Source organism: Bradyrhizobium sp. th-b2, from assembly GCF_000426785.1.
Taxonomy (GTDB): Bacteria; Pseudomonadota; Alphaproteobacteria; order Rhizobiales; family Xanthobacteraceae; genus Bradyrhizobium; species Bradyrhizobium septentrionale.
Window position 1 is genome coordinate 100,456 of sequence record NZ_AUGA01000028.1, and the last position, 24,360, is coordinate 124,815.

The following is a 24,360-nucleotide window of genomic DNA, read 5'->3' on the forward strand; positions in this document are numbered from 1 at the left end:
TCAGATCCCAAGACCGCGCGACTGGGCGCTCTTGAGGGATGAGATTTCAATTGCGGCCTCATCCTTCGAGAACCCGGCTGCGCCGAATCCTCAGGATAAGGAAAACTGGCTAGCGCTCAGGCGGCCTTCTTTTTGGCCGCGGGAAGGTCGGTGAGGACGCCCATGATGTCACCCTCCTTCATGATCAGGAGGTCGACACTGTCGATCTTGACCTCGGTGCCCGACCACTTGCCGAACAGGACGCGGTCACCGACCTTGATGTCGATCGGGATCAGCTTGCCGGCCTCGTCGCGGCCGCCCGGGCCGACGGCGATGACTTCGCCCTGCGAGGGCTTTTCCTTGGCAGTGTCCGGAATGATGATGCCGCCTGCGGTCTTGTCTTCGGCGTCGATGCGCTTGACCACCACGCGGTCGTGGAGCGGACGAAATTTCATGCGATCCTCCTTGGATTTTGTGATTTATTTTCTGGATTGGCAGTCGCAATGAGCGAGTGCTAGTCGTTACTCACATAAGCCTGCAACACTGGCGTGCAAGGGCTTCGGCCCAGGATGTTAGACTTTACCTCGAGTCCCTTGAGGACGAGGCCGTAGTGCGATTGACAGCAGGCGAAATAGACATGCCGATAGACGGTTGCATTCGTGCTCGTTTTGACCGAACGCAAGCGTGCCGAGGAAGCCCTTCGGGATAGCGAATACAAGCTCCGCCAAATCGTCGACGCCCAGTCATCGGGCCCGGACGGTAAGTTGGCAATGCTTTCGAAGCTGTGACGCAGGACGTGGGGAGTCATATCCGACATTTGGCGAAGGACCGTTTTGCGCCAATGGCGGTCATTTGCGACTATCCCGTGCGCGAGAGCTAAAACCGACGAAATACTGCGCTCGGCCACGCGGTGCGCATCGAACCGGGTCTATGTGGTTGTCATTGTTGGCCGTAGACTTTTTGCAACCACCGAGTCTTAGCCAAGGATCGATCGGTACAGGCCCAAATATCGATCGGCCATGAGATCGACCGTGAAGCGTGCAGATACGGCCGCACGGCACGCGGCGCGATCGATTTCGCCGATACGATTGATCGCATCTACCGCCGCATCGAGGCTGTCGACCAGGAAGCCGGTTACGCCATCCTCGATCAACTCGGGCATCGATCCGCGGTTGCAGGCAATGACTGGCGTTCCGCAGGCGAGCGCTTCCACCACCGACAGGCCAAACGGTTCATCGAAATTGATGAGGTGGAGCAGCGCGCGCGCGGAGCCGAGAGTCCTTGCGCGCGCCGCGCCGCCGACCGCGCCAAGGTAGACGACGGATCGGCCATCGAGCGCGGGCGCGACCTGCTCGTTGTGATAATTCTGGTCCTGGATAATGCCGGCCAAAATCAATTTCCGTCTGGATCGATGGGCTGCCGTGATCGCTTCGGCAGCCCCCTTGTCCGGATGAATGCGGCCGAAGAAAAGCAGATCTTCGCTGCCATGCGGGTCGAAGGGAAAGTCCTGCAGCGGGATGCCATGGTGGATCGTTGCGGCATAGCGCAGGTCCGGATGACGGTCGGCCTGGCTGATGGCGACATAATGGACGCGATTTTCGTATTGCTTGAAGGCAGGCAGAATGCGGTCTGACGAGAAACCGTGGATCGTTGTCAACATCGGGGTCCCGACCAGCCGCGAGAAGGCGAGCGGTACAAAATCGGCATGGTTGTGAATAAGATCGAACTCACCGGCCTGTTCAAAGACATAGGCGACGTGGAGCATCTCCCACACTTTGGCGTCGATCGCGGGGTCCTCGGAATAGGGCGCCGGGCAAATGCCATCGAGCCTGGCCGCAGTTCTGCTATCCTTTGTGGCGAACAGGGTGACATCAACACCGCGCGCCACCAGCGCCTCGGTCAAGAGACTCGTGACCTGTTCCCAGGGACCGTAATGACGCGGCGGTGTACGCCACGAGATCGGCGCCAGCATGGCGATACGCAAGCAACCCTCCTTCCCTGCTTGGTGTTATCCGGCCCCAAGCACTACACCTTCATTCGACCGTAGCAAGATGGCCCCGCCTTCAACCAGCGTCGCATCGTCGAGAGTTGACAACAGCAACCGACTCCCACGCGCCCAATCCGGCAACTGCAGTCGGTGCGCCCTCTCCCCGAAGTTGAGCGCAACAATCAGCCGATCCGCGTCGTATCGGCGCTCGTAGGCAAGTATCTCGCCTTCCCCACTCAACAGTGCGAAATCACCGGTCGACAACGCCAGGCAATTCCGCCTGAGCGCAATTAGCCGACGATAAAGGGTCAAGATTGATTGAGGATCTTCCGTCATGCGCGCCACGTTGCGCGTGGGCCAGTCGGCATTGAGCGGCAGCCACGGCTTAACCGTGGTGAAGCCAGCATTTTCGCTGTCATCCCATGGCATCGGCGTGCGCACGGGATCGCGGCCCAACGCCAAACCGGGCTCGCGCAACTCGCGCGGGTCCCGGACCTGGGATGGTTCGATCCCGACATCACTCAAACCGAGTTCGTCGCCATAGTAGAGCGTGGGTGTGCCGCGGAGCGTCAGCAACAGCACCGCGGCGACGCGGGCCTGGGCCTGACCGCGCTTGGTGGCCACGCGCGGCCGATCGTGGTTGCCTAGCACCCAGTTTGGCCAGCCACCGGACGGTAGCGCCGCCTCATAGTTGGCGATCAATGCCGCAAGGGAGCATGCCCCCCACGGCGCATCAATGAGCTGGAAATTGAACGGCAGGTGCACCTCCGGGCGCGTATCACCATAATATTGCATGAGCCGATCGACGGGCAGGTATACCTCACCAATCAGGACTCGCTCGCTCTGTCCCCCGGCGCCATAGCTGTCGGCGATTTCACGCATATCCGCGGCGATCCGGTGCATCTCGGGCTGGTCCGTCGAATGAAGCTGAAGCAGGCGGTGCATTTCGCCCATTTCGGACCGATAGGCCGGGTTGGGTGGATTGTCCGGAAAGTCTGCCGCCTTGACCATGTGCCACAGCACGTCGATACGGAAGCCATCGACGCCGCGGTCGAACCAAAAACGCATCACATCGTACATCGCCGTTTGCACGGCTGGATGCCGCCAGTCGAGGTCTGGCTGCTCCTTCAAAAAGGCGTGGTAGTAATATTGTCTGCTTACCTTGTCCCATTGCCAGGCTGAGCCGCCGAAATCGCTGATCCAGTTGTTGGGTGGTCCGCCGTCAACGGCAGCATCGCGCCAGATGTACCAGCTTCTTTTCTGGTTTTCTCGCGAAGAGCGGCTCTCGACAAACCACGGGTGCTGATCGGATGTGTGGTTGGGCACGAAGTCGAGCAAAACCTTAAGCCCCCGCCGATGAGCTTGCATGAGCAGATCGTCGAAGTCTGCCAGACTGCCGAAGCGTGGATCGACGTCGCAGTAGTCGGCGACGTCATAGCCGAAATCAACCATCGGCGACGGGTAGACGGGGGAGATCCAGATCGCGTCGACCCCAAGGCTGACAAGATAGTCGAGCCGCCGCCCGATCCCCATGAGGTCGCCGATGCCGTCGTCATTGGTGTCCTGAAAGGAACGTGGGTAGATCTGATAGATCACACCCGCCTGCCACCAGAGCGCGGTCATGCAGCAGCCAATCCGAGCGGTGAAAATGAACTCTCTACCTGTTGTGATCGGAAGTCGACGGTTTTTCTTCAGGTCTCGTGCTTCGGACCGGTTGGAACTGTAGCCAAGCTCCGCACAAGGACGGCGTTGCCCACGAGCGGACGTCCGCGGTTGTGCCAAAAAACACTTCTGAGAGCCTCACGTTGAGAATGCTCTATCATTTTCACACGAACGGCAGGAAGATATCGGGCCGTTTGGGTAGCAGCCGCCGGAAATAGCCCCGTCCCTCAGCCGAAACGGTACTGCTGTCAGCAAAGAAGTCGTCCGGCATATGACGCGTTTTGCCAGCCACACGCTCGAGCGGCACGATCTGAGGTTCGATGCGGTCGCCGTCATAGTGTAGCACCACCGAGCCACTGCCGGTTAAGGCGCTTTGCGCGGCAAATTCGCCTGCGGCGAAAGCCTCATTGCGGTCGGTTTCGTCGATCACGCCGATATATCCGCGTGGTAGATAGCCTAGCGTATCGACGCGCGCCCTTGCCTTGGGAAAACGCGATTTCAGCGCTTTCTGGATCTCGATGCCGAGATCGCCGCCGGTCAATTGCAGATTGCCATGGGCGTCGCGCTCGACCGCCCCGCCCGCCAGCGCCTCGGTGAGAGGCCGACCCATCTCGTCCTGCACGCCCTCGGACATCGAAACGATACAGCGGCCCAGGCGCGCATAAACCGCATCGACCTCGTCGAGGAACCGGGTAACCGAGAACGGCTGTTCCGGCGTGTAGATCAGATGCGGGGCATCGTCGGGCGATTGCTGCCAGCCTGCTGCGGCGGCGGTGAGAAAGCCGGCATGACGGCCCATAACGATGGCCACATAGATGCCGGGCATGGCGCGAAAATCGAGATCGATGCTGACAAGGGCGTTGGCGACGAAGGCGGCGGCCGAGATGAAGCCGGGGACATGATCGTTCTCCATCAGGTCGTTATCGATGGTCTTGGGGGCATGCACGAAATGGCAGGGGCCACTTGACTGTTGACGCAGCAGTTCGAGCGTTCCGGCCGTGTCATTGCCGCCAATATAGACGAAGGCACGGGCGTCGAGCCGGTCCAGCGCAGCGAGGATATCAGAGCATGCGTCGGAATCTGGTTTGTCGCGGGTCGAGCCGAGCGCCGAATTGGGCGTGTTGCCGAGGCGGTGCAGATCCGCCACGGAGACGGCGGTGAGGTCGACGACGTTGTCCGCCGTGAGGCCGCGCACGCCATAGCGCGCGCCGAGAATATGCAACGACGGATCGTGCTTGCGCGCGGCAAGGATGGCGCCGCACAGCGTCTGGTTGATCACGGCGGTGGGGCCGCCGCCCTGGGCAATGACGATCGATGGCATGGATCCTCCATGACTTATTCTTGCTGTGCCGCCCGCGGACAGTGAGAGACGATTGAAGCGAAGATTAGCCAATCCTGCAACGAGCTGTGGCCTGCAGCGAATGGATCTATGGATCGGCGTCTTGCTAACCGTGCTAAAGGTCGCGCTTAGGAAGGACCGCCTTTGCGCCAACTGCGGTCCATCGACGATCCACTTCGACAATCACCAGCTTGCCAGCAGGTCGCGCCCACGTCCGTCTACTGCTGACGCTGAAGCACCTGGTTCGGCGTGCTCATATCGTTTGTCTCTAGATTTTCTTTGGTCTCCCGGTGCACACGTCGTGCACACGCTGTCCTCTAACCAATTGAAAAGCTTAAACTCTCGCTCCAATCCATCATGGGACAGGCTGTGGCCCCAACGTGCCGAATAGCGATGTGAAGTGCCTACTATGCTGACCGACTGCACCAGTTTCGCACCAGAAACGACGTGAACAAACCGCGATGAACGCGGCCGAATTCGAACGAAAACATAGCAAATTCGACGAAGCCGATCGATAGTCTGCCGCTCATAACAGTCTGGCTGCAGGATCGAGTCCTGCCACACATATCGGGAAATCGCCCGCGCTAGATTCTGATTAGTCTCGTTCCCCCTGCGGCTCTGATGGCGCCAATACTTCGTACGTTGAACGCCGCTTGATTGCTCACCATTAGGTGGGCTTCTTTCTGCTCAACCTTCCAGGGCGTTCTTTTAGTCAACCGCCAACTGCGGCTGCCCAGCTGAAATCATAATGAGCGCTCAACAACTTCATTGCGACGACAGCAACGAGAACGCAGATGATTTGCAACAACGTTCTGGTCGAGAACACTCTATTGAGGAGCGTCATAATGCCACCTTTAGCGCTGGTGACCGAGCCGGATTCCAAGCTTGAGCGCCTTTTGGCGGAGTGAGCCTTCGGAGCGCTTTGTGAGCTTCGCGATTTTTGCAACGGGCGTCTTTGCTTTCGAATGAGCGCGCAGCTCTTTCACGTCAGCCTTTGTGTATTCACGACGCACAGTTTTCTTCTTTGTAGCCGTCTTCTTTGCGTTCTTCGCCACTTTTAGCTCCTCGATTCGAGAGTGGGCGTACTAGCACAGCCGCATTCAGGCGCAACTCTCGATCAGTTGACTCTAAATCCTGGTCCGGGCGCGCTGTCCGCAAGTGGGCCAGCTCACAGTGGGGCTCACGCAATCTGTGATATAGATTGGCTTTTGGCGCACTTTTGGGAATGGTGGGAATGCCGAAGAATATTGTGATCGTTTCCGACGGCACAGGTCAGGCCGGCGGCATCAATTTCGACGAAGCGCGGACGAACGTTTACAAGCTCTACCGCGCCTGCCGCGTCGGCCCGGACACGAAGGTCGAACCATCCGAACAGGTCGCCTTCTACGATGCCGGTCTCGGTTCTGCGTCCGATGGCGGTCATTTCAAGATTGGCTGGATGCGGTGGCTGTACAATCTCGCCAGCATGGCGACGGGCCTCGGGATCACTCGGAACATTGTCGATTGCTACGCCGCGATCATCGCCCTGTATGAGGAAGGCGATCGGATCTTCCTGATCGGTTTCAGCCGGGGCGCCTACACGGTCCGATCGGTTGCCGGCGTCATGACCCATTGCGGCGTCCCGCGGCATATGCCCGATGGCTCGCCCTTGCGCCGAGACCCAAAGAGCATCCACAAGCTGGCCGAGCATGCGGTCAAGAATGTCTATCAATTCTGTCCATCCTACTCGCGCAAGATTCTTGGATACCGGCGGTTCCTGCTGGAGACCCGAGATGCGATCGCCGCACAATTCAGACAGCAGTACGGCAGCACAACCACCGTCAACGGCGCCGAGCACGCGAACGTCTTTCCCTACTTCATCGGCGTGTTCGATACCGTCGCCGCCCTCGGCCACAAGTACCTGGGCGCGGCGCTCGTGACCTCCGGCATTGCGCTACTGATCGGGTTGCACTGGCTCGGTGGCTTCCTTCAGCCGGTCTTTCCATGGGCCGGATGGGTCGCTTGGATTCTGAGCTACCTCGGCATCGCCATAGCGCTGATTACTCTTCTCATGAACTATCTGAAGATCGCGCCATCCTTGCCCGGCTATGGATTCTGGAAGCGCCTCCAGACCGTGCATTTCGCTCCGCCGAAGCACAAATTCTACGACACGACCCTCAATCCCAACGTGGGCTACGCCAAACATGCGATCTCGATCGACGAGAACCGCGCCGATTTCAAGCGCGTCGGCTGGTCGCCTACGGCCGAGAAGCAGGACAAACGAGACGCGCACGGCAATCTTTACTTCGAGCAGGTCTGGTTTCCGGGCGTGCACGCCGATGTCGGCGGCGGCTATCTCGAGAATGAGGCTCGGCTCTCAGACGTTGCGCTGAACTGGCTGCTCGCCGGAGCTTCGCTCATTCCAGACGGCCTGAAACACGACGGCAGTGTGCTACGGCTGTCGCCCAATCCCGCGGGTCCCCAGCACAATGAGCAGGCGGGAGGCTTCCTCAAGGCCGGGGTTCGTGACCTGCCGATCGATCCCGAGACGGAAGAATCGAGATCACCGATGCACAAATCGGTCTATCGGCGTTTCGAGGCGGCGTCCGTTCTTCTCTACGATCGCGTGGCGGCCTACCGCCCGGACAACATGAGGGTCCACGTCGACTTCAAGCACTATTTCGATGGGAGCGCGGCGCAGCTGCCCCAATGCGTCGCCGATGACATTGAACAGAAGTGGGAAAATGCCGGCTATGTCGGGCGGCTCTGACCCAGATACAACATTGAGGAAGCGGTTCTGTCGGGCGGCCTTCGAGACGCCTTTGGCCTCCGACGAGACGAGGAGAGCACATCACAATGCCGAGAGTGGACTCGCCAACCGGCCGTCAAAAACACCGTTTGAAAAACCGTTTTAGTTCGGTCGTCTCAAACGGTTCGCGAGGGTAAGTCATTGAAAGACTTGGTGGGCGCACCAGGGCTCGAACCTGGGACCCGCTGATTAAGAGTCAGCTGCTCTACCAACTGAGCTATGCGCCCGGAACTTGTCCGGAAATGACCCTCGCAAGAGAGCGGTCGTTTAGCAAAGCGATTCCCCGATGTCCAGCAAATGGGCGCAACTTTTCCCGACTTTTACCAGCCCTCCTCACAGCCGAAAGGCCGCCGGATTCCAGCGGCCTTTCAGTAGCTTGGTGAAGAGCCCGGTGAACGGCTCTCAGAGCCGGCCGGAGCGCTCCTGATCCGGACCGTCGTCACGGTCGAAATGGTGGTCGCGGCCGCCGCGTTCCCAGCGGTCCATGCCGCGCTCGAGGCGGTGGCGGCGCCAGCCCTCGGCGCCGAAGCCGCGCCCCTCCATGAGGGTGAGCATCGTCAGCCGCCGCTTCTGGTTGTCGTCGAGCGTCTTGTAGAGCGGGTCGGCGGCGTCGGCGATCTTCTTCAGCGACGTCGCGGTCGCCGCCATGTTGTCGGCGCGGTCGCGCAGACGGGCGACCGGATCGTCCGGCTTCGCGGCCTTGTTCTCAGCCTTGTCCGCGTCGGCCTTCTCCGCGGCCATCCGCGCATTGGCGCGATCGAGCCGCGCCTTGGCGAAGTCGCGCACCGCGGCCTCGACCGGCGGCCACAGCTTCTCCTGATCCGCCGTCAGCTTCAGCCCGGCGTGGACGGCGGCGATCCGCGCGTCGAGGAAGGCGGCCCGGTCCTCGGGGCTCATCCGCATATGGCCGTGGAACCAGGGACGATGCTGGGCATAGACCACGGTCGAACCGGCAATCGTGAGCGCCGCGACGCCGGCGAGCAGAACTTTCTTCATACGAACCTCCTTTGAAGGTTGCTCGAAGATGATGCGCCCTGCCCACGCCTTCAACTTACGGATTGGACAGAGAGACCTCTCTTACCAAGATGTAATCCCCTTCTTTGCCCGCCAGAAACATCCAGAGCGCGAGGTCGCGCTTTGGATTTCTTGTTGTCGCTAAATCATTCCCAACAGCCGCGGCAGCCACAGCGAGATCTCCGGCACGTAGGTGATCAGGCCGAGGAACACCAGCATCGCGCACAACCACGGCAGCACCGAGATGGTGATCTCGCTGATGCCCATCTTGGCGATGCTGCTCGCGATGTAGAGGTTGAGCCCGACCGGCGGATGGCACAGCCCGACCTCGGTGTTGACGATCATCAGGATGCCCAGATGCACGGGATGCACGCCGAGCTTGGTCGCCAGCGGAAACAGGATCGGCGCCATGATCAGGAGGATCGACGACGGATCCATCACGTTGCCGGCGAGCAGCAGGATGACGTTGACGACCAGCAGGAACATCCAGACCGAGAAGTTCTTGTCGATGATCCAGGCCGCCATCTCCTGCGGGATCTGCTCATGCGTCATCAGGAACGAGAACAGCACCGCGTTGGTGATGATGTAGAGCAGCATCGAGCTCATGCTCGCCGCCTGCAGCAGCACCTTCGGCACCTCGGAGAGTTTTAGCTCCTTGTAGACGAACACGGTGATGAAGAAGGCGTAGGTCGCGGCGACCGCAGCCGCTTCGGTCGGCGTGAAGACGCCGCCATAGATGCCGCCGAGCACGATCGCGATCAGCGAGAGGCCCCAGATGCTTTCACGGAACGCCGTGAACTGCTGGCCGATCGTCGCCTTCGGCATCTTCGGATAACCGTTGCGCCGCGCGACGAAGAAGGTCACCGCGGCCAGCATCAATGCCAGCACCACGCCCGGCACGATGCCGGCCATGAACAGCGCGCCGATCGAGGTGTTGGTCGAGACGCCGTACAGCACCAGGATGATCGAGGGCGGCACCAGGATGCCGAGCGCACCCGAGGTCGAGATCACGCCGACGCCGAACCGCTTCGGATAGCCGTGATCGACCATCGCCGGCATCATGATCGAGCCGATCGCGACCACGGTGGCGACGCTCGAGCCCGAGATCGCCGCGAACATCGCGCAGGCCGCGACACCGGCAAGCCCGAGGCCGCCGGGCAGATGGCCGACCAGCGAGGTCGTGAACGCGATCATGCGCCGCGCGACGCCGCCGCGGGTCAGGAAGGTGCCGGCCAGGATGAAGAACGGGATCGCCATGATGCCGAAATTGTCGAGGCCGGAAAACAGCTTCAGGCCGACGCTCTCGATCGGCACCTCGGTCATCGTGAACAGGAAGGTCAGCACGGTCAGGCCGAGCGAAATCGAGATCGGCATGCCCGTCAGCATCAGGGCAAACAGCAGTCCGAAAATAAGGGCGGCGCTCATCACGCTTCTCCAAGCGCGATCGGCGCATTCTTGCTGGTCTCGACGCCGTCGACATGGGAGGCGTCATGGTGCGGCAGCTCGTTGGTCCACCAATAGTTCCAGCACACCTGCAGGAAGCGGAAGCACATCAGGTAGGAGCCGAGCGGGATGCAGGCGTAGACGATCCAGCTCGGGATCTCGAGATCGGGCGAGACCTGGTCGGTATGCATCAGTTCGAACACGAACTTGGCGCCCATGGTGCCGACGATCCCGGTGAACAGCGCGCCGCCGAGCAGGCCGAACATGATGGTGCGCTTGCGCCAGAAATCATTGAGGCGGTTGATCAGGACGTCGACGCCGACATGGACGCCGGCGCGCACGCCATAGGCCGCGCCGAACTTCGCCATCCAGATGAACATGTAGATGCAGAGTTCCTGCGACCATGCGAGATTGATGCCGAACAGGTACGGATACAGCACCGGCACGTCGACCAGAAAGCGGTGCACGACCGTGATGAAGGTCAAGAGCGTCGCGGCGCCCATCAGGCTCGCGATGATGATTTCCTCGAGCCGGTCCAGAATTTTCAGCAGCATTGATCTCCCCTGTCATGGCCTGATGCGGCGACCGGCCACGGCACCCAGGCCGCGGCCTCGCACGGCCGCGGCGTTTATTCGATTACCTGACGGTTCTCGGTCGAGAGACCGATCCGCAAACTCCCTTCACCTCTCCCGCTTGCGGGGGAGGTCGCATTGCATCGAAGATGCAATGCGGGTGGGGGCTCTCTCCACCAGAATGACTCGCGGCGATGCCCCACCCCAGCCCTCCCCCGCAAGCGGGAGAGGGAGCGCACCGCCTTCTTGGCGGCTAATAGGCGATCCGCCTCAGTTCATCGGGCCGCGGCCCGTTTCCTTGAGGAATTCGTCGATCAGCGGCTGGCCGACGCGCGACGCCACGTCCTTGTAGACCGGCATCATGGCCTTGCGCATCGCCTCGTCCTGCTCCGGCGTCAGCGCGATGATCTCGGTCTTGCCGGCCTTCTTGATCTCGGCGAGCGCGTCCTCGTTCTCCTTGGCCGACTGGCTGTTGCCGAACTCGGTCGCTTCCTTCATCGCCTTGGAGAGCTGGTCGCGGACATCAGCCGGCAGGCCGTCCCAGAACTTCTTGTTCACGACGACGATGTAGCCGATATAGCCGTGATTGGTGACGGTCGCGTACTTCTGCACCTCATGCATTTTCTGGGTGTAGATGTTCGACCAGGTGTTCTCCTGGCCGTCGACCACGCCGGTCTGCAGCGCCTGGTAGACGTCGGAGAACGCCATCACCTGCGGGATCGCGCCGAGCGAGCGGAACTGGGCCTCCAGCACCTTCGACGACTGGATGCGGAACTTGAGCCCCTTGTAGTCGGCGGGCGCGACCAGCTTCTTGTTCGCGCTCATCTGCTTGAAGCCGTTGTCCCAATAGGCGAGACCGGTCATGCCCTTGGAATCCAGCTTCTTCAGCAGCTGGGCGCCGAGCGGGCCGTCGGTCACCTTGCGCAGCGATTTCAGGTCGGGGAGGATGTAGGGCAGATCGAAGACTTCGAATTCCTTGATGCCGATCGGGCCGAACTTCGAGTTCGACGGCGCCAGCATCTGCACGGCGCCGAGTTGCAGCGCCTCGAGCTCTTCCTTGTCCTTGTAAAGCGTCGAGTTCGGATAGACCTCGACCTTCACCTTGCCGCCGGTGTACTTCTCGGCGAGTTCCTTGAACTTGTCGGCCGCCTTGCCCTTTGGCGTATCCGAGGCCACCACGTGGCTGAACTTGATGACAACAGGCGACTGCGCCGACGCCGGCCCGACAAAGGTCAAGGCCGCGATCGAAGCCGCAGCCAATATGAGTTTACGCATGTTTCCTCCCGCGTAATTGCGGAGCACGTTTACCGGCCCCGAGACATCCGGTCGCACCATTACAGAGAAGCCGCGGCGATTGCCATTGCCCCTTTAGCAGGGGCCAAATGCGCCGTTGCTGCACTGCAAAATCCGATGCGGCGGTATCCCCTTCGGCTCTTGCGACCGTTCAATGACACCGCCCGCACGCTGTGCCCGGCGATCGCGATACGGTCAATGCGAGGTTTGGCAATGGCGAGTTCGCCGGGCGCGAATGCTGCGCTGTCGTCCCTGCGAAAGCAGGTAGCAAGAAAGGCCGTTGCGCGACCCAGAATTCCACCACTGTTTTTGCGAGCAACGAAGACCATGTATTCGGTGTCATCACCCGCGCATACGGGTGATCCAGTATTCCAGAGGCGTCCGTGCTTGAATCGAGAGGCCGCGGCGTACTGGATGGCCCGGTCAAGCCGGGCGATGACAGATGAGGGTGGGACGCAGCTCCGCATTCTCGCGACATGATTTGTCCGAGCTTTGCATCTCGTCTCGCCCTCCTCAGAGGGCGCAGGGAAAGCCGGGTGCCGATTGCACCCATGGGCCCCGAGCAACGGGTAGAAAGCTCGGGGGTAGGACCACAGGTGTAACCGGAGCAGTCCGGCTTTCCCTGCGCGATGGTTTTACGGCTTACTTCGTGCTCTCCCCGGCGAGACTTGGCTTTTTTGTCACCGCCTTCGCAAGACGCAATTGCCTCTCACAAAAGGACACCGGCCGCTAGGGCGTCAGGACCACACGGCCCTATTTTGGCCTTGGGCGAGCCTATCTGGCCCCAAGAGAGCCTATCTAAGTGCTTCTAAAATAGGCCCTTTTGGATTTATCATTTTCCATCAAGGCAGCAGGCCGCGCCGCTGATCTGCCCCGGCTGGGGCAAGGCCCCAAGCCCCGCCTTTCCGCCTCGGCCTGACCGCCGAGGTTAGGGGGTCAGAACCTCGCACCGAGCGAGACTTCTGAAAAAAGGAACTTTCACTCATGAGAAGCTATCAGGCGATCACCACCAAATATTTCGGCGCTTCCAATTCCAAAGGCTCGCGGATCAAGGCGAGCGCGGCGGCGGGCAGCATCACGCTCCATCTCGACAACGCGCTGAGCATCGAGGCCAATCATGCCAAGGCAGCGCGGGCCCTCGCCGAGAAACTCGGCTGGCGCGGTGCTTGGGCTATGGGCGGGATGCCCGATGACCAGGGCTACTGTTTCGTATGCTCCGATATCGGAGCCGCGCCCGCCTTCATCACCGAGGGCGCTGATCGATGACCGAGCAAGAGATCATCACCGCCCGCATCGCTGAGATGACGCACCAGTTTCGCGATCTGCAGGCCGCAATCCGGCAGCTGGAGATCAGGCGAGCGTCGCTCGCTTTGCATTCCTACCGCCAAACCGAGCGAGCTGCCTCGCATTAGCTGCGAGCCGCTCCCTCCCGCCCCCGCCACCGAAAGGTCGCGGGGTTAGGCGGTCAGAACGCCCCGCATTCCGCGCGGCCTTCTGAAAAAGGAAAAACTGCAAATGACTACCAAGAAAATCCACCCCGCCGATGTCGCCGATCTCGCGCTCATCCCGGCTTGCAAGAAATTCACCGCGACGATCCTGAAGAACAACAAGCCGCAGACCACCGAGCATGACTCGCTCGCTGCTGCGCGGATCGAAGCGGCGAGGCTGAACGCTACCGCGAACAATAGCCGCAAGGCGCTGGTGTACGCGATCACCGCCGAGGGCCGCGCGATCCTCGTGCCCGCATTGTATGGCCGCACGCCAGCCGATGCAGGCAGCGAAGCAGCGAAGGCCGATGATAAGGCGCGCGATGCGGCGAAAGCTGCGAAGCCAGCCGAGGCCGCCAAGGCAGAGAAGCAGGCCAAGCCAGCGAAGAAGGCCAAGGCCGCCAAGCCAGCCAAGAAGGCGAAGCCCGAGGGCAAGTCGAAGGTCGAGATCGTGATCGCGATGCTGCTCCGCAAGAAGCCAGTAACGCGCGCCGATATCGCCGAGGCGGTTGCATGGCCTTCGATCAACATCAAGGCGATCTGCACTCGCAAGGGGATGAAGCTGAAGCAGGCCGCTGACGGCACGCTCTCTGCCTCGGCTCCGAAATAACCCATCGATCAGGGCGGCCTCGCAAGGGCCGCCCGCAATGGCTTTCAAAGGATCATCATCATGACAAAATATCTGACCGAGTTTTCCGACTTCCCGGCCGCCGATATGCGCCGCAAGGCTTCGAGGACTCATCATGGCACAATGATAGCTGCCCGAACTTCACCAGCGCCGAGCTGGGCCTGCGCATCTGGATTGACTACTTCGATCCAGCGAAGCGCGAGATCAGCGCGGGCGGCTCACGCTTCACGCTGGAGCCCGCCGATAATCTCGATGACATCACCGATCCGATCTGCACCGATGACTGGGCGGTGATCCTCGCGGCCGTTGAAGAAGAGCGCGCCGAGATCACCGCTTGCCTCGCCGAGTTGGAGAAGGCCGAAGGCGCGGCCCTGCATTGGCAGCTCGACAACAAGAAGTTCGCGGTGCTGGAGAAGCGCGGCTTGATCAAAAGCGAGGGCGATCTGCTGATTCATCCGAAGGCCCGCAAGGTGAGCGAGCTGGCCTTCACGATGCAGCAGCCGAAGGATATGCGCGTGCTCTACATGGGCGACAACGAAGGCCCTGCCATCATGATGCTGTTGATCGCAAACTTCAATGCGGGCCGCAGCTGGTATGGCCACGACAGCGAGGAAACTCTGCGGCTGGAGATGGAGTCGCGCGGCTGGTGCGAAGGCCTGCACAGCAATGGCCACTACCTCGTTCTCGATCTGGAGCACGCGCATCTGATGCCGCACCCGGATCATCCCCGCAACGAAACCGAGAAGTAAAAGGAACGCTTCCAATGTCAAAGCGAGCATTCATTCCCGCGCTGATCGCCTGCACTTTCTTCGCGGTCATCGCCGCCGAAACCATCGCGCTGGCGAGCGGCCTGCAGTTCGGCCACTTCGCCTTCTGGATCATCGGCTTCGCGATCAGCGCCTTCCTGTACCTGCTGCCGAGCTATGTAGCTTGGCGGCGCGATCATCATGCGCTGCTGGCGATCTTCATCGCCAACCTGTTTCTCGGCTGGTCCTTCATCGGCTGGGTGGCTTCGCTTATCTGGAGCTGCACCCCGGTGAAGCCGCCGCGCCAGCTCTCCCTGATGGAGCGCGCCCTGATCGAGCGCAACATCGCCGACCATCTCTATCTTTGAAAAAGGAAACCATCACCCATGACGATTCAAAATCCAAAGCCATCGGACGGGAAACGGATACACGGCGTGTACTGGCTCCACCTCCCAGAGCACACCGATCCCTTTACGCAAGGCTATGTCGGTATCACCCATCGTAAGAGCCGCCAGAAGGAGCACAGGGACAGCAGGCGCATTCCGTCCGGTTTCATCTTCACGGTTCTAGCCGAGAATCTCACGCGCTTTGAGGCTGCGACGATGGAGTGGGAGCATCGCAAGGAACGCAACATCGGCTGGAACACCAAGAAGGGCGGCGGCAAATTTATCCGCGCTCTAATGGCGAGCGGAGCATCACCCAATGTCTAACCTGATCTTCAAAGCCGCCGATGTGCTGCGCGTAGTCGAGCACACGCTCGCTGCGCCGAAGCAGTGCGCGGCCTTCACCGGCCCGGTCACCGAGCCCTCGATCTTGCTGGTGCATGACGAGGGCGTCTATCTGATGAGCAATGGCGAGCCGCGCGATATCGCGGAAGGCGAGCGCTCCTATGTAGCCCACGCGCTGGGCTGCAATCCGAAGATCGACAGCGATTGGTACGACACCAGCCGCGATTTGGTTGGCGACGATGACTTCGGCGAGGCCCTGCTATGGGCCGCCGAGATCAAGCAGCAGATCGAGCAAGGCGCGCAAGAGATCATCATCACCCTAACCGCCGACTCGCTGGAGCTGCAGCAGCTTCCTAGCCGCAAGCATTGAGGAGCATCACCATGCCGCAGAACATCACCAACAAGGACTGCATCGGCGAAGTGAAGAAGCGCGAAAAGATTTACGACGCGGAATGCTCGGGCCTGTACGTCAGCCTGAGCCCCACCGCGCCGCCGACCTTCTCGCTCAAATACACTTGCCGGATCACCAAGCAGCGCGCCACCCAATGGCTGGGCATCTATCAGAAAGGGGGTGAAGGCAGCCCAGCGCGCGACGTAGCCTATTGGCGCAGGGAAGCCATGAAGCTGAAGATCAGGATCGGCAACGGCGAGGACATCGCGCAGGCCGCGCGGCAGGCGCATGACCGGCAGGCCAAGCAGCAGCTGACGGTCGGCCAGCTGATCGATCAGCGCATTGCATGGATCAGCGAGGAGATCGAGGTGCGCCGCCATACCGAGGACGGCGTCATCATCAAGAGAAAGCCGCGCATGAAAGACTGGTCGAACATGGCCAGCCATCTCAATCGCTTCGTGCGGCCTCGGCTCGGCTCGATGGTGGCGCGCGAGGTTACCAACGATGATATCGCGCAGCTGCAGGCCGACATCCTCGCGGGCACGCTGATCATCCGGAAGGGCAAGGCCGCCAAGAAGGGCTCGGTCTCCAGCGCGCGGCATATGCGTAAGGCTGTCTCGGGGCTGTTCAACTGGGCGGCTGAAGCTGGCCGCAAGTATGTCAGCACCAGCCCCTGCGTGAATTTGCCGCCGCTGCCGCAGGAGGAGCCGCGCAAGCGCAAGCTGAGCCCTGACGAGATCAGGATTCTCTGGCATGGCCTGGACCGACCGGACATGCCGATTGATCGCCGCATCTGCCTCGCGCTGAAGTTCGCGCTGGCCTCGATGCCGCGCTCGGTCGAGATGCTGCACATCCATCGCGATGAGCTGGGCCGCGATGGCTTGGCCAGCAAGCTGCCGCTGGTGGTGATCCCCGAGGAGCGCGTGAAGAAGGGCCGCGAAATACATCAGCCGCTGAGCGATCTGGCGGTCGAGATCGCGAAGGAAGCGATGGGCAATTACCCATGGCTGTTCGCGGGCCGCTTCGGCACCGAGCCGCTGAACCGCAAGGCGATGGCCTGCGCGCTGCGCGGCAAGACCAAGCTGGTAAAGGGAAAGGTGGTGATCCAGAGCGAAGGCATCTGCCGCATGCTCGGGCTGAAGCCCTTCACGCCGCATGATCTGCGGCGCACCGCTGCCAGCCTGATGGGCAACATCAAGGTGCCGCGCTCGATTATCTCGCTCTGTCTCGACCACACTATCAAGAGCGACGAGCATGGCGATGTCTCGCCGATCACCGGCAAGCATTACGATCAGGACCCCCGCATCGCCGAGAAGCGCGAGGCCTTGCAGCTGCTCGCCGATGAGATCAGGCGCATCGTCGCCGAGCCCGTGCAGGCGCAAGAGGAGATGAAGCGCGCGGCCTGAGCGAATATGCGGAAAGTGACATAGCTAAAAACGTTAGCTGATAAGGCCTCGCTCCGGTTGATCCGGGGCGAGTTATTTGTTGGCATCGGGTTCTGCAGCGAGGTGCGAGAATGCACCCGATGCTGCAGCCGATTTTTCCGATCAAGCTGGCCATCGCTTCAGGAGCCCTGTGGTGCGCGTGGACGGTCGCCGCTGTTCTTGTACATACCGGCCAAATTTCCTCACCAGCGCCTGCGGCTGCTGATCCGCCGCCGCCAATTCCGGTGCTGGCTCGCTCGGATCGCCTGCCGCTGCCGCAGGCCTTCGATGATCGCTGGCGGGCTCCAGCCCCAGCTGTGCAGCATGCGATCATGGCTGAAGAGCCCCAGATCAAGCCAGATAAGGCCAGTGGGCCTCGCTTGAAGCCAAGGCATGCCAAGCGCCATCAGATCGCGTAGCGCCCGAGATAGGCCAAAACCTGTTCTGGTCCGCCGAAGGGACGCTTGGCATAGACGACCCACTCGAGCTTGCGGAGGGCGTTGAGATGGTGGTCGAATGCCGCCGGTTCGGCGAGGTGACCAAGGTGGCCGAAGAACTGAAGCTTGGTGCTACGAACGCCGCCTGCAGGCGCTCCAGGAATAGCCGACGATACAATCGTGACAGGACACGAACGGGAAGGAAGAAGCCGGGGCGACGATGGACCCAGCTTCCATCAGGGGCGATCCCGCCCGCCCGGCACGAGGCAATGTGCATGCGGATGATGCGTCAGGGTCTGGCCCCAGGTATGGAGAATCGCGATCATCCCGGTCTCGGCACCGAGATGCTTCGGGTCGGCGCTGATGAGACGTATCGTCTCGGCTGCCGTTTTGAGCAGGATGTCGTAGACCACCGCCTTGTTCTGCAGCGCGATGGCGGCCACGGGCGCCGGCACGGTGAAGATGACGTGGAAATAGGGGACCGGCAGCAGGTCGGATTGGCGATCAGCGAGCCATTGGGCGCGTGCGAGGGCTTGGCACTTTGGACAGTGCCGATCGCGACAGCTGTTGTAGGCCACGCGAACCAGGCCGCAGTCGTCGCACCGCTCGACATGGCCCCCGAGCGCTGTTGTGCGGCACGCCTCGATGGCCGCCATCACACGGCGCTGGTCGGATGAAAGCCGAGAGTCCTGCGCGGCACGAAACGCGGCGCCGTGGCGGCGGAAGATGTCCGCCACCTCAAGCACGGGGCGCATATGCGCAGCTCAGTCGGGTGGGATCACCGTGATGGAGAGCCCATCGAACGGGCTGGTTGTGCGGGCGAGCAGATTGGTCGCAACCTGTGCGTAGCGCGCGGTCGATCCGAGGTCGGTATGTCCGAGCAACACCTGAATGATGCGGATGTCGATCCCGCTTTCCAGAAGATGGGTCGCAAACGAGTGCCGGAGAGTGTGGACAGTGATCGGCTTGGCAATCCGAGCGCGGCGGCGGGCGGCCCGGCAGGCTTGGCCTCAGAGACCTCCATGCCGCCGAATTTGGCCTTCCAATTGTAGATCGTCGCCTCGGAGATTCCATGCTTGCGAGCCAGGTCGGCCGTCTTTGCGCCAGCCTCATGCTCCTTCAGCACCGCGATAATCTGCTCTTCCGTAAACCTTGCTCGCTTCTTCTGTCCGTCCTTCGTCAGGCCGGACTCTAACTCCATCTGGAGGAAATACGCAGTGGCAGGTCACGACCTGGTGCTACGTTTCGGGCAGCAGATGTCGGTGAGGGTTGTCGCCCTGACCGACAGCCTCCGCCCCCCGGGCTTAATCGGCAGATGCGCAAGGCGATCGATCGACAGCGCCTCTACGAGGCGTCGGCCGAGGTCCAGGGCATCAAATGCGCCAACCTCGTCAGCAACAGAGGTTGTTTAGTCAAGCGCATGCAACAGCTCGTCGGAGTCCTGAAGGTGCTCATGGCCTCCAGTTCGAGGAGCGAAAGGGGCGGACCTTCATCAATGCAAATAATCCTTCACGAAAAGCAAAATGGCGTTCTCGATCTGGTCGTCGTCAACCGATCGCAATTCGAATTGCTTTGCGCGCGATTCGAGGTTCCGTTGATCTTCGTAATGCACTTTTAACACCCCATTTACGGTTGCCTTGAAGATGCACCGAGATGCGTTGGCTGTTTTTTGAGGATCACTTGTATACAAGCAACGAGTGCCTACATAGCCGAAAGTCGCCTTTTCGGTTTTGGCGTAGAGCTTCCGTCCGCCCTTCATGGCGTCATTTAGCTAGCAACGCACCTTCCACCTTCGAATCTGGTGGCCGGGAGAGCGCTGAAGCAGCGCACAAGCATAGCACGCGACCAAGCTAGTGGGCCTGTGCGGCGCGACACTTTAGGGTATACGGTTAGCCCGATGAGTTGTGCAAAGACCCATTCTTTTGTGACCAGCCATGGCGCGCCATTACAACGAGCAATTTCGTCAGCTCTGGATCGACGCGGGATACAGTAAGCACGCCGGGAGCGCTGCTGTTGTCCCGCCTCCGCCAATAGAGTATCGGCGAGTCTACTATTTGACCTCAGCCGAATATGGGCTGAGCAACATTGTCTTTGGCCGAATCAAGGTCTCACGACTATCGACGCTCAATGATCCATTTGAGGTACTGTGTCATGGTGCTTTGGGCCACGTTGTGAAGCGGCAGCTTCTCGACCTGAAAGATCGGCTCGACGCGACATTAGGGTTGATATGCTTCAGCGCTGATTGGACTGATCCCGCACTCTGGGCGCATTACGGTGATCGCAATCGAGGCATTTGTCTCGGAGTTGATATCCCGAGGGGGATGCTGCGGCAGATTGACTACATGACGGATCGGCTTCAAGGGAAAATCAACTCCGCTCATTTGGCGAGCCCAAGCGAAGCTCTCATCGATCAATTGCTGACGACGAAATTCTCAAGTTGGAAATACGAGGATGAATTTCGCCGGATCGTAGCGCTTTCCGATGCGAAACAGGAAGGACATCTGCATTTTCTTGATTTCGACAAAAATCTGCGCCTCGCTCAAGTAATTGTTGGACAAACCTGCCACCTAAACTGGGAAAAGGTCAAAGAGACGACCAAGAAAATGTATCCGAGCGCTGACGTTTGCAAGGCGCGCCTTGCCGACAACTACTTCAAGCTCGTTCCGGACGAGGATACGATCCCGGACCCGCGCGAGATCAAACCATGGTGGAAATAGTCTACATCCTGGATGATCGACCCAACCTGCACAACATGAAAAAATTGGCCGAAGACCGCCGCTACGCCGATCCCGAGAAGGCGGCGCGCCGCCTGATGGAGCACGCCCGCGCCTTCGAGCCGGTGCGGGACGGCCGGATTTATATTGAGAAGTTAAACAACCCCTTCCTATTCGAGGACAAGGCCTCCGTGGCTGAATACAGCGCCGGTCTCAAGTATGCGATCGTTCATGGTTGGCTGGAGCCGGTCCATGAGAGCGGGACCTTCACCCGGATGACTCAGGCTGGAAAGGACCTGTTCGCCTGAGCTGCGCGCTAGCAGCCCTGTGAATATCCGGGACAGCCGTCCCAATCATCGCAATGCTACCCTGCATTGTGCCAACGTGCGTATTCACCGATTCGCTTACTTGTGACAGACAATGGCTGATTTCGAATTCAACGATCGCGCCGACTTCCAGAAGATGGTTGATGCGCGGATCGAAGAAACACTTACCCTCGAATACAAGGCATCGCCCGCGCTATCGCGAAACAGTAAGGACGTACACGAGCTGTGCAAAGATGTGTCAGCTATGGCCAACTCGGCCGGAGGGCAGATCGTTTATGGAATTGAAGAGGACAAGAAGACCTGCAAGCCAGCCAAGGTCGATGATGGTGTGGTGGATGACAAGATCACGCGAGAGTGGATTATCCAAATCCTGAACTCCAAAATCCAGCCTCGCATTGACCGCGTGAGCGTTCAGCGGATTCCGTTGAGCGACAAAGGCCACGGATTTGTCGTTTCCGTCGAGCCGACCTTGACCGGCCCTCACCAAGCCCCGGACAAGAAATACTACAAGCGCTTTGAACTCCATGCCGTGCCGATGGAGGATTATGAAATACGAGACGTCCTCCGGAGGTCCACTATGCCTGACCTTGCGCGTGCGCTTCACGCTGAGCTGGCCGATCTAGTCGCGAGATGCTGCTTCGATTCGGAGAACAAGTGGCGTCAGTATTGGCCAGCGAGTGCGCAAGGCACTACCTTGGAAAAACATGAACTGCGGAGCTTTGCACCGGCAGAACCAACGATATTTGCCAACGCCTCGGGCGAGCTGGGGTTACTGGGCAAAGATGCCCCGTTGCGTCTGGTTCAATTCTATAACAGCTTAGCTGCGCTGCGACGGGATATCCGCGACATTGCCGATGGTCTAACTGGCAACCCGGCAAACGCGAGGCTCGTTCGGCAGGTCGCGCAACGCTTCCTTTTCACCCTTCAACCCGGGCTTGACGCCCTTCGCGCGCTGGAACATTTGGTACCGGATGCGGAGAAGGTCGAGGAAGCCGCGATTAAACCTTACGACGCCACTCGCCAGATTGGACCGGCGCCCGATGGGACTCTTCAGGATCGTATCCATCAACTTCTGCGATAGAAAGAACTTCCAATCTTTGCGCCGATGAGTCTCTTCGAGATAACCATTACGTCCCGTGCTGGTACCACCGTCTCGACCGCGTTCGACCAGCTTGCGGCACACGGCCGAGCTTGACTGTGCCTATTTATTGAGGGAGGAGCGATGGCTGATTTGCCGACGTTATCAGTCATCCTCCGGTATCGTTTTCAAAACGGCCTCGGCGTTTTCTGGTACTGTCTTAAATAGTGTTTGGAGGTCACTCAAGCCCAACACCGGAGCGGAACGCATTTGATCCTTTGCAGTAGCCTTCGAAACGTCGATCTCGTTGAAGCGGGCCTCCATCTTTCTGAAATGGGCGTAGCAGCCAATATCGATCGCAAATGCTTGGAAGTTTCCTGTCTGTGATTTGTGCGTGAGAGCGCTTCCGGCTTGATGGATGATGCGATAGTCAACGAGGCGGCTGAAAAGCGTTCTCCAGTTCTCGTCCTGCTGGAGCAGTTGCTCGGGTATTAGAAAGATGTTCGTTTTTTTTGCTAAGCAGAACTCCCTTAAAACATAGATACCGGCAATCAAGACGTTTTGTTCGTCGATTTGCGAATCTTGCTTTAGCTCCTCAATTCGCCGCTCCAGATTCGATCTACTGAGAACGCGCACCTCGTCTTTTCCAACTGCCTCACCCTCGCTTTGGCTCATTGCTTCCAAAAAGAGGGAAAGCACGTCGCGGGGAACGCCACCGCCAGCCATCACCAGCCGGGCGAAGCCTTCACCCTTAAACAGAGCATCTAGCTCATGCTTATCCATCCCAGCTCGTCGGCCGTACTCCATCAGGATTTGCCAATTCTGGGATTCCGTTCTGCCAAAATCGCTGAACGTATAGTCAATGTTTATCGGCTGATAGTCGTGACGCTCCTGCGCACCTATAGGCTGCCCTTCTCGATCCGCAAACATTGTCGAGGCATGCCGCATTGTAGCGATCTTAAAAAACAGCGGCACGTCCTTGCAGAGCCTATGGATGTAGTCGACAACAAAGGCTTGGTCGGCTCGCTTTAGATGATAAAGATCATCGATCTGCAAGAAAATGCATTTGACGTTCGTCGAGACAGCAAAAAATTCTCGGATGCTTTTCTTCAGCTCGGGCAGCCAGAGGTCTAATTCTTGTAGTTTTTGACGGTGGCTCCTGAACGATCGTTCGGTTTCGCTTTTTGTCTTCCTAGAGCCTCCAAGTGAGAAGTTCACAGCTTCCGCATGAAGTCCGGCCTCACTATTCAACGCATTCTCATTAGCAGTCGTCTGTCTGATATCTTCCTCTTGAACATCTGGTGACTGGTGCATCGTCGCCAGTTTGGCGCGGATACTCTTGATGATTTCCTTGGTTCTCCTCTTCCTACCGAACCAACCGGAAAGATGGGAATCGATTTCTTCGAACAAGGACGACAGGATTTCGATCAGGACATTTGGAAATGTGTGCTGTTTGAAATCCTCACAATTCAGATAGATTGCTTTGATCTCTGGCGGAAGCTGCTTCGCAGAATCATGAAGCAATAGCGTCTTTCCACAACCGCGCCGAGCAAAGACGGTGTGATTTTGCCTTGCGCTAATATCCTCCATCGCGTGCCCGACGTTAATGTAAGTAATGGCCTCGTGCCCCAACTGGACACGTAAACCCTCAGTTATCAGCTGACGCAATTTAGCGAGCTTCTTTTGGTCAACCACTAGACCCCCCACCGACATTCCATTGCTGGTTGTAAGATGGCGGAATTGTCCGCGATCGTCGAGAGAAACGTTGCGCGAACTCATTACACTTTCCTCTAGCCCGCCTTATTCGTCAGAGTGCGCCTGAGAGGCTGGCGAGCGTGGTGTAAAGCGCTAATGCGGCGTAGGATTTGGTTGCAAAGCCAACCCCATCACCTTCAGCCGCGAACACCACGCCCGCCATGACCGACGATACGATTCCGCCCTTCTCGTTTCCAGCCGTTCACGCCAAGAAAGTCACAGCCGCCTTCGATGGCGGTCGGCTGGCCTCGAACGGGGGCGTGATGCTTCTGGCGATGGCCGAGCGGCGTCTCGGCTTGGCCGACAATTTGGCCCGGGTGTTCCCGGATCGGCGCGATCCGACGCGGGTCGTGCACAGCCTTGTCGATATGTTCCGCGCGCGCATGTTCGCGATCTGCTGCGGCTACGAGGACGCCGACGACCTCGATCATCTGCGGTCCGATCCCGCATTCAAGCTGGCCTGCGGACGGCTGCCGGACACGGGTCGCGATCTGTGTTCCCAACCGACGCTGTCGCGGCTGGAGAATGCTCCGCGCCTGCGCGACGTGATCCGACTGACCTACACTTTG

At 59.7% G+C, this 24,360-nt stretch carries 26 protein-coding genes, 1 tRNA gene and 3 pseudogenes; 15 read left to right on the forward strand and 15 right to left on the reverse strand.

Features of this window, described 5'->3' with window-relative positions; all coding sequences use genetic code 11:
• Positions 1-116: 116 nt before the first annotated feature.
• The 5 genes from K359_RS0129795 to K359_RS59215 form a co-directional block, all read right to left on the reverse strand.
• Complete coding sequence (locus tag K359_RS0129795) at positions 117-434, reverse strand: co-chaperone GroES (RefSeq protein WP_029082592.1); 318 nt, start codon at positions 432-434, stop codon at positions 117-119.
• A 521-nt stretch (positions 435-955) separates the two neighbouring features.
• Positions 956-1,963 carry a glycosyltransferase family 4 protein gene (locus K359_RS0129800; protein WP_029082593.1) on the reverse strand — a complete coding sequence of 336 codons (1,008 nt, stop codon included), beginning with the start codon at positions 1,961-1,963 and terminating at the stop codon, positions 956-958.
• A 24-nt stretch (positions 1,964-1,987) separates the two neighbouring features.
• Entirely contained in the window at positions 1,988-3,589 is a 1,602-nt protein-coding gene (locus K359_RS0129805; protein WP_029082594.1) for an alpha-amylase family glycosyl hydrolase, read from the reverse strand.
• Between the two features lie 202 nt (positions 3,590-3,791).
• Positions 3,792-4,949, reverse strand: a complete 1,158-nt coding sequence (locus K359_RS0129810) for a diphosphate--fructose-6-phosphate 1-phosphotransferase (RefSeq protein WP_029082595.1) — start codon at positions 4,947-4,949, stop codon at positions 3,792-3,794.
• A gap of 872 nt (positions 4,950-5,821) precedes the next feature.
• Positions 5,822-6,022 carry a hypothetical protein gene (locus K359_RS59215; protein WP_084301864.1) on the reverse strand — a complete coding sequence of 67 codons (201 nt, stop codon included), beginning with the start codon at positions 6,020-6,022 and terminating at the stop codon, positions 5,822-5,824.
• 179 nt (positions 6,023-6,201) lie between these two features.
• On the opposite strand from K359_RS59215, the gene K359_RS53375 reads away from it, so the two are divergent.
• Positions 6,202-7,716: a DUF2235 domain-containing protein gene (locus tag K359_RS53375; RefSeq protein WP_051346481.1), complete on the forward strand. Its 1,515-nt coding sequence runs from the start codon at positions 6,202-6,204 to the stop codon at positions 7,714-7,716.
• Positions 7,717-7,906: 190 nt separating this feature from the next.
• Here the strand turns inward: K359_RS53375 and K359_RS0129825 are convergent.
• From K359_RS0129825 to K359_RS61675, 6 genes are all read right to left on the reverse strand, one after another.
• Positions 7,907-7,982 (reverse strand) — tRNA-Lys (locus K359_RS0129825).
• A gap of 175 nt (positions 7,983-8,157) precedes the next feature.
• Positions 8,158-8,751 (reverse strand): Spy/CpxP family protein refolding chaperone, encoded by a 594-nt coding sequence (locus tag K359_RS0129830; RefSeq protein WP_029082596.1) that lies wholly within the window; start codon positions 8,749-8,751, stop codon positions 8,158-8,160.
• A 159-nt stretch (positions 8,752-8,910) separates the two neighbouring features.
• Complete coding sequence (locus tag K359_RS0129835; RefSeq protein WP_029082597.1) at positions 8,911-10,194, reverse strand: TRAP transporter large permease; 1,284 nt, start codon at positions 10,192-10,194, stop codon at positions 8,911-8,913.
• On the reverse strand, positions 10,194-10,766 hold the full coding sequence (locus tag K359_RS0129840; protein WP_029082598.1) for a TRAP transporter small permease: 573 nt from the start codon (positions 10,764-10,766) through the stop codon (positions 10,194-10,196). The genes K359_RS0129835 and K359_RS0129840 overlap by 1 nt, the downstream gene beginning before the upstream one ends.
• Before the next feature lie 288 nt (positions 10,767-11,054).
• Positions 11,055-12,059 (reverse strand): TRAP transporter substrate-binding protein, encoded by a 1,005-nt coding sequence (locus tag K359_RS0129845; RefSeq protein ID WP_029082599.1) that lies wholly within the window; start codon positions 12,057-12,059, stop codon positions 11,055-11,057.
• A gap of 59 nt (positions 12,060-12,118) precedes the next feature.
• Positions 12,119-12,406 (reverse strand): hypothetical protein, encoded by a 288-nt coding sequence (locus K359_RS61675; protein ID WP_156928725.1) that lies wholly within the window; start codon positions 12,404-12,406, stop codon positions 12,119-12,121.
• Between the two features lie 655 nt (positions 12,407-13,061).
• Between K359_RS61675 and K359_RS0129850 the strand changes: the two genes are divergently transcribed.
• The 9 genes from K359_RS0129850 to K359_RS61685 all read left to right on the forward strand — a co-directional run bounded on the left by K359_RS0129850 (position 13,062) and on the right by K359_RS61685 (position 17,900).
• On the forward strand, positions 13,062-13,343 hold the full coding sequence (locus tag K359_RS0129850) for a hypothetical protein (RefSeq protein ID WP_029082600.1): 282 nt from the start codon (positions 13,062-13,064) through the stop codon (positions 13,341-13,343).
• Entirely contained in the window at positions 13,340-13,489 is a 150-nt protein-coding gene (locus tag K359_RS61680) for a hypothetical protein (protein WP_156928726.1), read from the forward strand. Before K359_RS0129850 ends, K359_RS61680 begins: the two co-directional genes overlap by 4 nt.
• 103 nt (positions 13,490-13,592) lie before the next feature.
• Positions 13,593-14,174 (forward strand): hypothetical protein, encoded by a 582-nt coding sequence (locus tag K359_RS0129860; protein ID WP_029082601.1) that lies wholly within the window; start codon positions 13,593-13,595, stop codon positions 14,172-14,174.
• A 308-nt stretch (positions 14,175-14,482) separates the two neighbouring features.
• Positions 14,483-14,941 carry a hypothetical protein gene (locus K359_RS0129865; protein WP_029082602.1) on the forward strand — a complete coding sequence of 153 codons (459 nt, stop codon included), beginning with the start codon at positions 14,483-14,485 and terminating at the stop codon, positions 14,939-14,941.
• Positions 14,942-14,955: 14 nt separating this feature from the next.
• Positions 14,956-15,306 carry a superinfection immunity protein gene (locus K359_RS53380; protein ID WP_035977336.1) on the forward strand — a complete coding sequence of 117 codons (351 nt, stop codon included), beginning with the start codon at positions 14,956-14,958 and terminating at the stop codon, positions 15,304-15,306.
• Positions 15,307-15,324: 18 nt separating this feature from the next.
• Entirely contained in the window at positions 15,325-15,648 is a 324-nt protein-coding gene (locus tag K359_RS0129875) for a hypothetical protein (protein ID WP_029082603.1), read from the forward strand.
• Complete coding sequence (locus K359_RS53385) at positions 15,641-16,036, forward strand: DUF3085 domain-containing protein (RefSeq protein ID WP_035977338.1); 396 nt, start codon at positions 15,641-15,643, stop codon at positions 16,034-16,036. The genes K359_RS0129875 and K359_RS53385 overlap by 8 nt, the downstream gene beginning before the upstream one ends.
• Before the next feature lie 11 nt (positions 16,037-16,047).
• Complete coding sequence (locus tag K359_RS0129885) at positions 16,048-17,463, forward strand: tyrosine-type recombinase/integrase (protein ID WP_051346482.1); 1,416 nt, start codon at positions 16,048-16,050, stop codon at positions 17,461-17,463.
• A gap of 119 nt (positions 17,464-17,582) precedes the next feature.
• Positions 17,583-17,900: a hypothetical protein gene (locus tag K359_RS61685; RefSeq protein WP_156928727.1), complete on the forward strand. Its 318-nt coding sequence runs from the start codon at positions 17,583-17,585 to the stop codon at positions 17,898-17,900.
• On the opposite strand, the pseudogene K359_RS53390 reads toward K359_RS61685, so the two are convergent.
• From K359_RS53390 to K359_RS59225, 3 pseudogenes are all read right to left on the reverse strand, one after another.
• Positions 17,897-18,673: pseudogene (locus tag K359_RS53390) on the reverse strand (transposase); the annotation flags it as partial. The gene K359_RS61685 and the pseudogene K359_RS53390 overlap by 4 nt on opposite strands.
• 9 nt (positions 18,674-18,682) lie before the next feature.
• Positions 18,683-18,922, reverse strand: a pseudogene (locus K359_RS59220) (tyrosine-type recombinase/integrase); the annotation flags it as partial.
• A pseudogene (locus K359_RS59225) lies at positions 18,922-19,119 on the reverse strand (transposase); the annotation flags it as partial. The pseudogenes K359_RS59220 and K359_RS59225, both read right to left, overlap by 1 nt.
• A gap of 114 nt (positions 19,120-19,233) precedes the next feature.
• Between K359_RS59225 and K359_RS0129905 the strand changes: the two are divergent.
• The 4 genes from K359_RS0129905 to K359_RS0129920 all read left to right on the forward strand — a co-directional run bounded on the left by K359_RS0129905 (position 19,234) and on the right by K359_RS0129920 (position 22,039).
• Positions 19,234-19,536 carry a hypothetical protein gene (locus K359_RS0129905; RefSeq protein ID WP_029082606.1) on the forward strand — a complete coding sequence of 101 codons (303 nt, stop codon included), beginning with the start codon at positions 19,234-19,236 and terminating at the stop codon, positions 19,534-19,536.
• Positions 19,537-19,852: 316 nt separating this feature from the next.
• Positions 19,853-20,635, forward strand: coding sequence for a hypothetical protein (locus tag K359_RS53395; RefSeq protein WP_051346483.1), 783 nt, complete (start codon positions 19,853-19,855; stop codon positions 20,633-20,635).
• Positions 20,623-20,940: a hypothetical protein gene (locus tag K359_RS0129915; RefSeq protein WP_224496651.1), complete on the forward strand. Its 318-nt coding sequence runs from the start codon at positions 20,623-20,625 to the stop codon at positions 20,938-20,940. Before K359_RS53395 ends, K359_RS0129915 begins: the two co-directional genes overlap by 13 nt.
• Positions 20,941-21,052: 112 nt before the next feature.
• Complete coding sequence (locus K359_RS0129920) at positions 21,053-22,039, forward strand: helix-turn-helix domain-containing protein (protein ID WP_029082608.1); 987 nt, start codon at positions 21,053-21,055, stop codon at positions 22,037-22,039.
• 162 nt (positions 22,040-22,201) lie between these two features.
• On the opposite strand, the gene K359_RS0129925 is transcribed toward K359_RS0129920, so the two are convergent.
• On the reverse strand, positions 22,202-23,815 hold the full coding sequence (locus tag K359_RS0129925; RefSeq protein ID WP_198031198.1) for a hypothetical protein: 1,614 nt from the start codon (positions 23,813-23,815) through the stop codon (positions 22,202-22,204).
• A 137-nt stretch (positions 23,816-23,952) separates the two neighbouring features.
• Between K359_RS0129925 and K359_RS0129930 the strand changes: the two genes are divergently transcribed.
• The coding region (locus K359_RS0129930; protein WP_029082610.1) for an IS1380 family transposase at positions 23,953-24,360 on the forward strand (408 nt) is incomplete at its 3' end.

Bases quoted from the DNA above. Each gene is read 5' to 3' on its own strand.
- K359_RS0129795 (WP_029082592.1), bottom strand. From the start codon at position 434: ATGAAATTTCGTCCGCTCCACGACCGCGTGGTGGTCAAGCGCATCGAC.
- K359_RS0129805 (WP_029082594.1), bottom strand. From the start codon at position 3,589: ATGACCGCGCTCTGGTGGCAGGCGGGTGTGATCTATCAGATCTACCCA.
- K359_RS0129810 (WP_029082595.1), bottom strand. From the start codon at position 4,949: ATGCCATCGATCGTCATTGCCCAGGGCGGCGGCCCCACCGCCGTGATC.
- K359_RS53375 (WP_051346481.1), top strand. From the start codon at position 6,202: ATGCCGAAGAATATTGTGATCGTTTCCGACGGCACAGGTCAGGCCGGC.
- K359_RS0129830 (WP_029082596.1), bottom strand. From the start codon at position 8,751: ATGAAGAAAGTTCTGCTCGCCGGCGTCGCGGCGCTCACGATTGCCGGT.
- K359_RS0129835 (WP_029082597.1), bottom strand. From the start codon at position 10,194: ATGAGCGCCGCCCTTATTTTCGGACTGCTGTTTGCCCTGATGCTGACG.
- K359_RS0129840 (WP_029082598.1), bottom strand. From the start codon at position 10,766: ATGCTGCTGAAAATTCTGGACCGGCTCGAGGAAATCATCATCGCGAGC.
- K359_RS0129845 (WP_029082599.1), bottom strand. From the start codon at position 12,059: ATGCGTAAACTCATATTGGCTGCGGCTTCGATCGCGGCCTTGACCTTT.
- K359_RS61675 (WP_156928725.1), bottom strand. From the start codon at position 12,406: ATGGTCTTCGTTGCTCGCAAAAACAGTGGTGGAATTCTGGGTCGCGCA.
- K359_RS0129850 (WP_029082600.1), top strand. From the start codon at position 13,062: ATGAGAAGCTATCAGGCGATCACCACCAAATATTTCGGCGCTTCCAAT.
- K359_RS61680 (WP_156928726.1), top strand. From the start codon at position 13,340: ATGACCGAGCAAGAGATCATCACCGCCCGCATCGCTGAGATGACGCAC.
- K359_RS0129860 (WP_029082601.1), top strand. From the start codon at position 13,593: ATGACTACCAAGAAAATCCACCCCGCCGATGTCGCCGATCTCGCGCTC.
- K359_RS53380 (WP_035977336.1), top strand. From the start codon at position 14,956: ATGTCAAAGCGAGCATTCATTCCCGCGCTGATCGCCTGCACTTTCTTC.
- K359_RS0129875 (WP_029082603.1), top strand. From the start codon at position 15,325: ATGACGATTCAAAATCCAAAGCCATCGGACGGGAAACGGATACACGGC.
- K359_RS53385 (WP_035977338.1), top strand. From the start codon at position 15,641: ATGTCTAACCTGATCTTCAAAGCCGCCGATGTGCTGCGCGTAGTCGAG.
- K359_RS0129885 (WP_051346482.1), top strand. From the start codon at position 16,048: ATGCCGCAGAACATCACCAACAAGGACTGCATCGGCGAAGTGAAGAAG.
- K359_RS61685 (WP_156928727.1), top strand. From the start codon at position 17,583: ATGCTGCAGCCGATTTTTCCGATCAAGCTGGCCATCGCTTCAGGAGCC.
- K359_RS0129905 (WP_029082606.1), top strand. From the start codon at position 19,234: ATGCGCAAGGCGATCGATCGACAGCGCCTCTACGAGGCGTCGGCCGAG.
- K359_RS53395 (WP_051346483.1), top strand. From the start codon at position 19,853: ATGGCGCGCCATTACAACGAGCAATTTCGTCAGCTCTGGATCGACGCG.
- K359_RS0129915 (WP_224496651.1), top strand. From the start codon at position 20,623: ATGGTGGAAATAGTCTACATCCTGGATGATCGACCCAACCTGCACAAC.
- K359_RS0129920 (WP_029082608.1), top strand. From the start codon at position 21,053: ATGGCTGATTTCGAATTCAACGATCGCGCCGACTTCCAGAAGATGGTT.
- K359_RS0129925 (WP_198031198.1), bottom strand. From the start codon at position 23,815: ATGAGTTCGCGCAACGTTTCTCTCGACGATCGCGGACAATTCCGCCAT.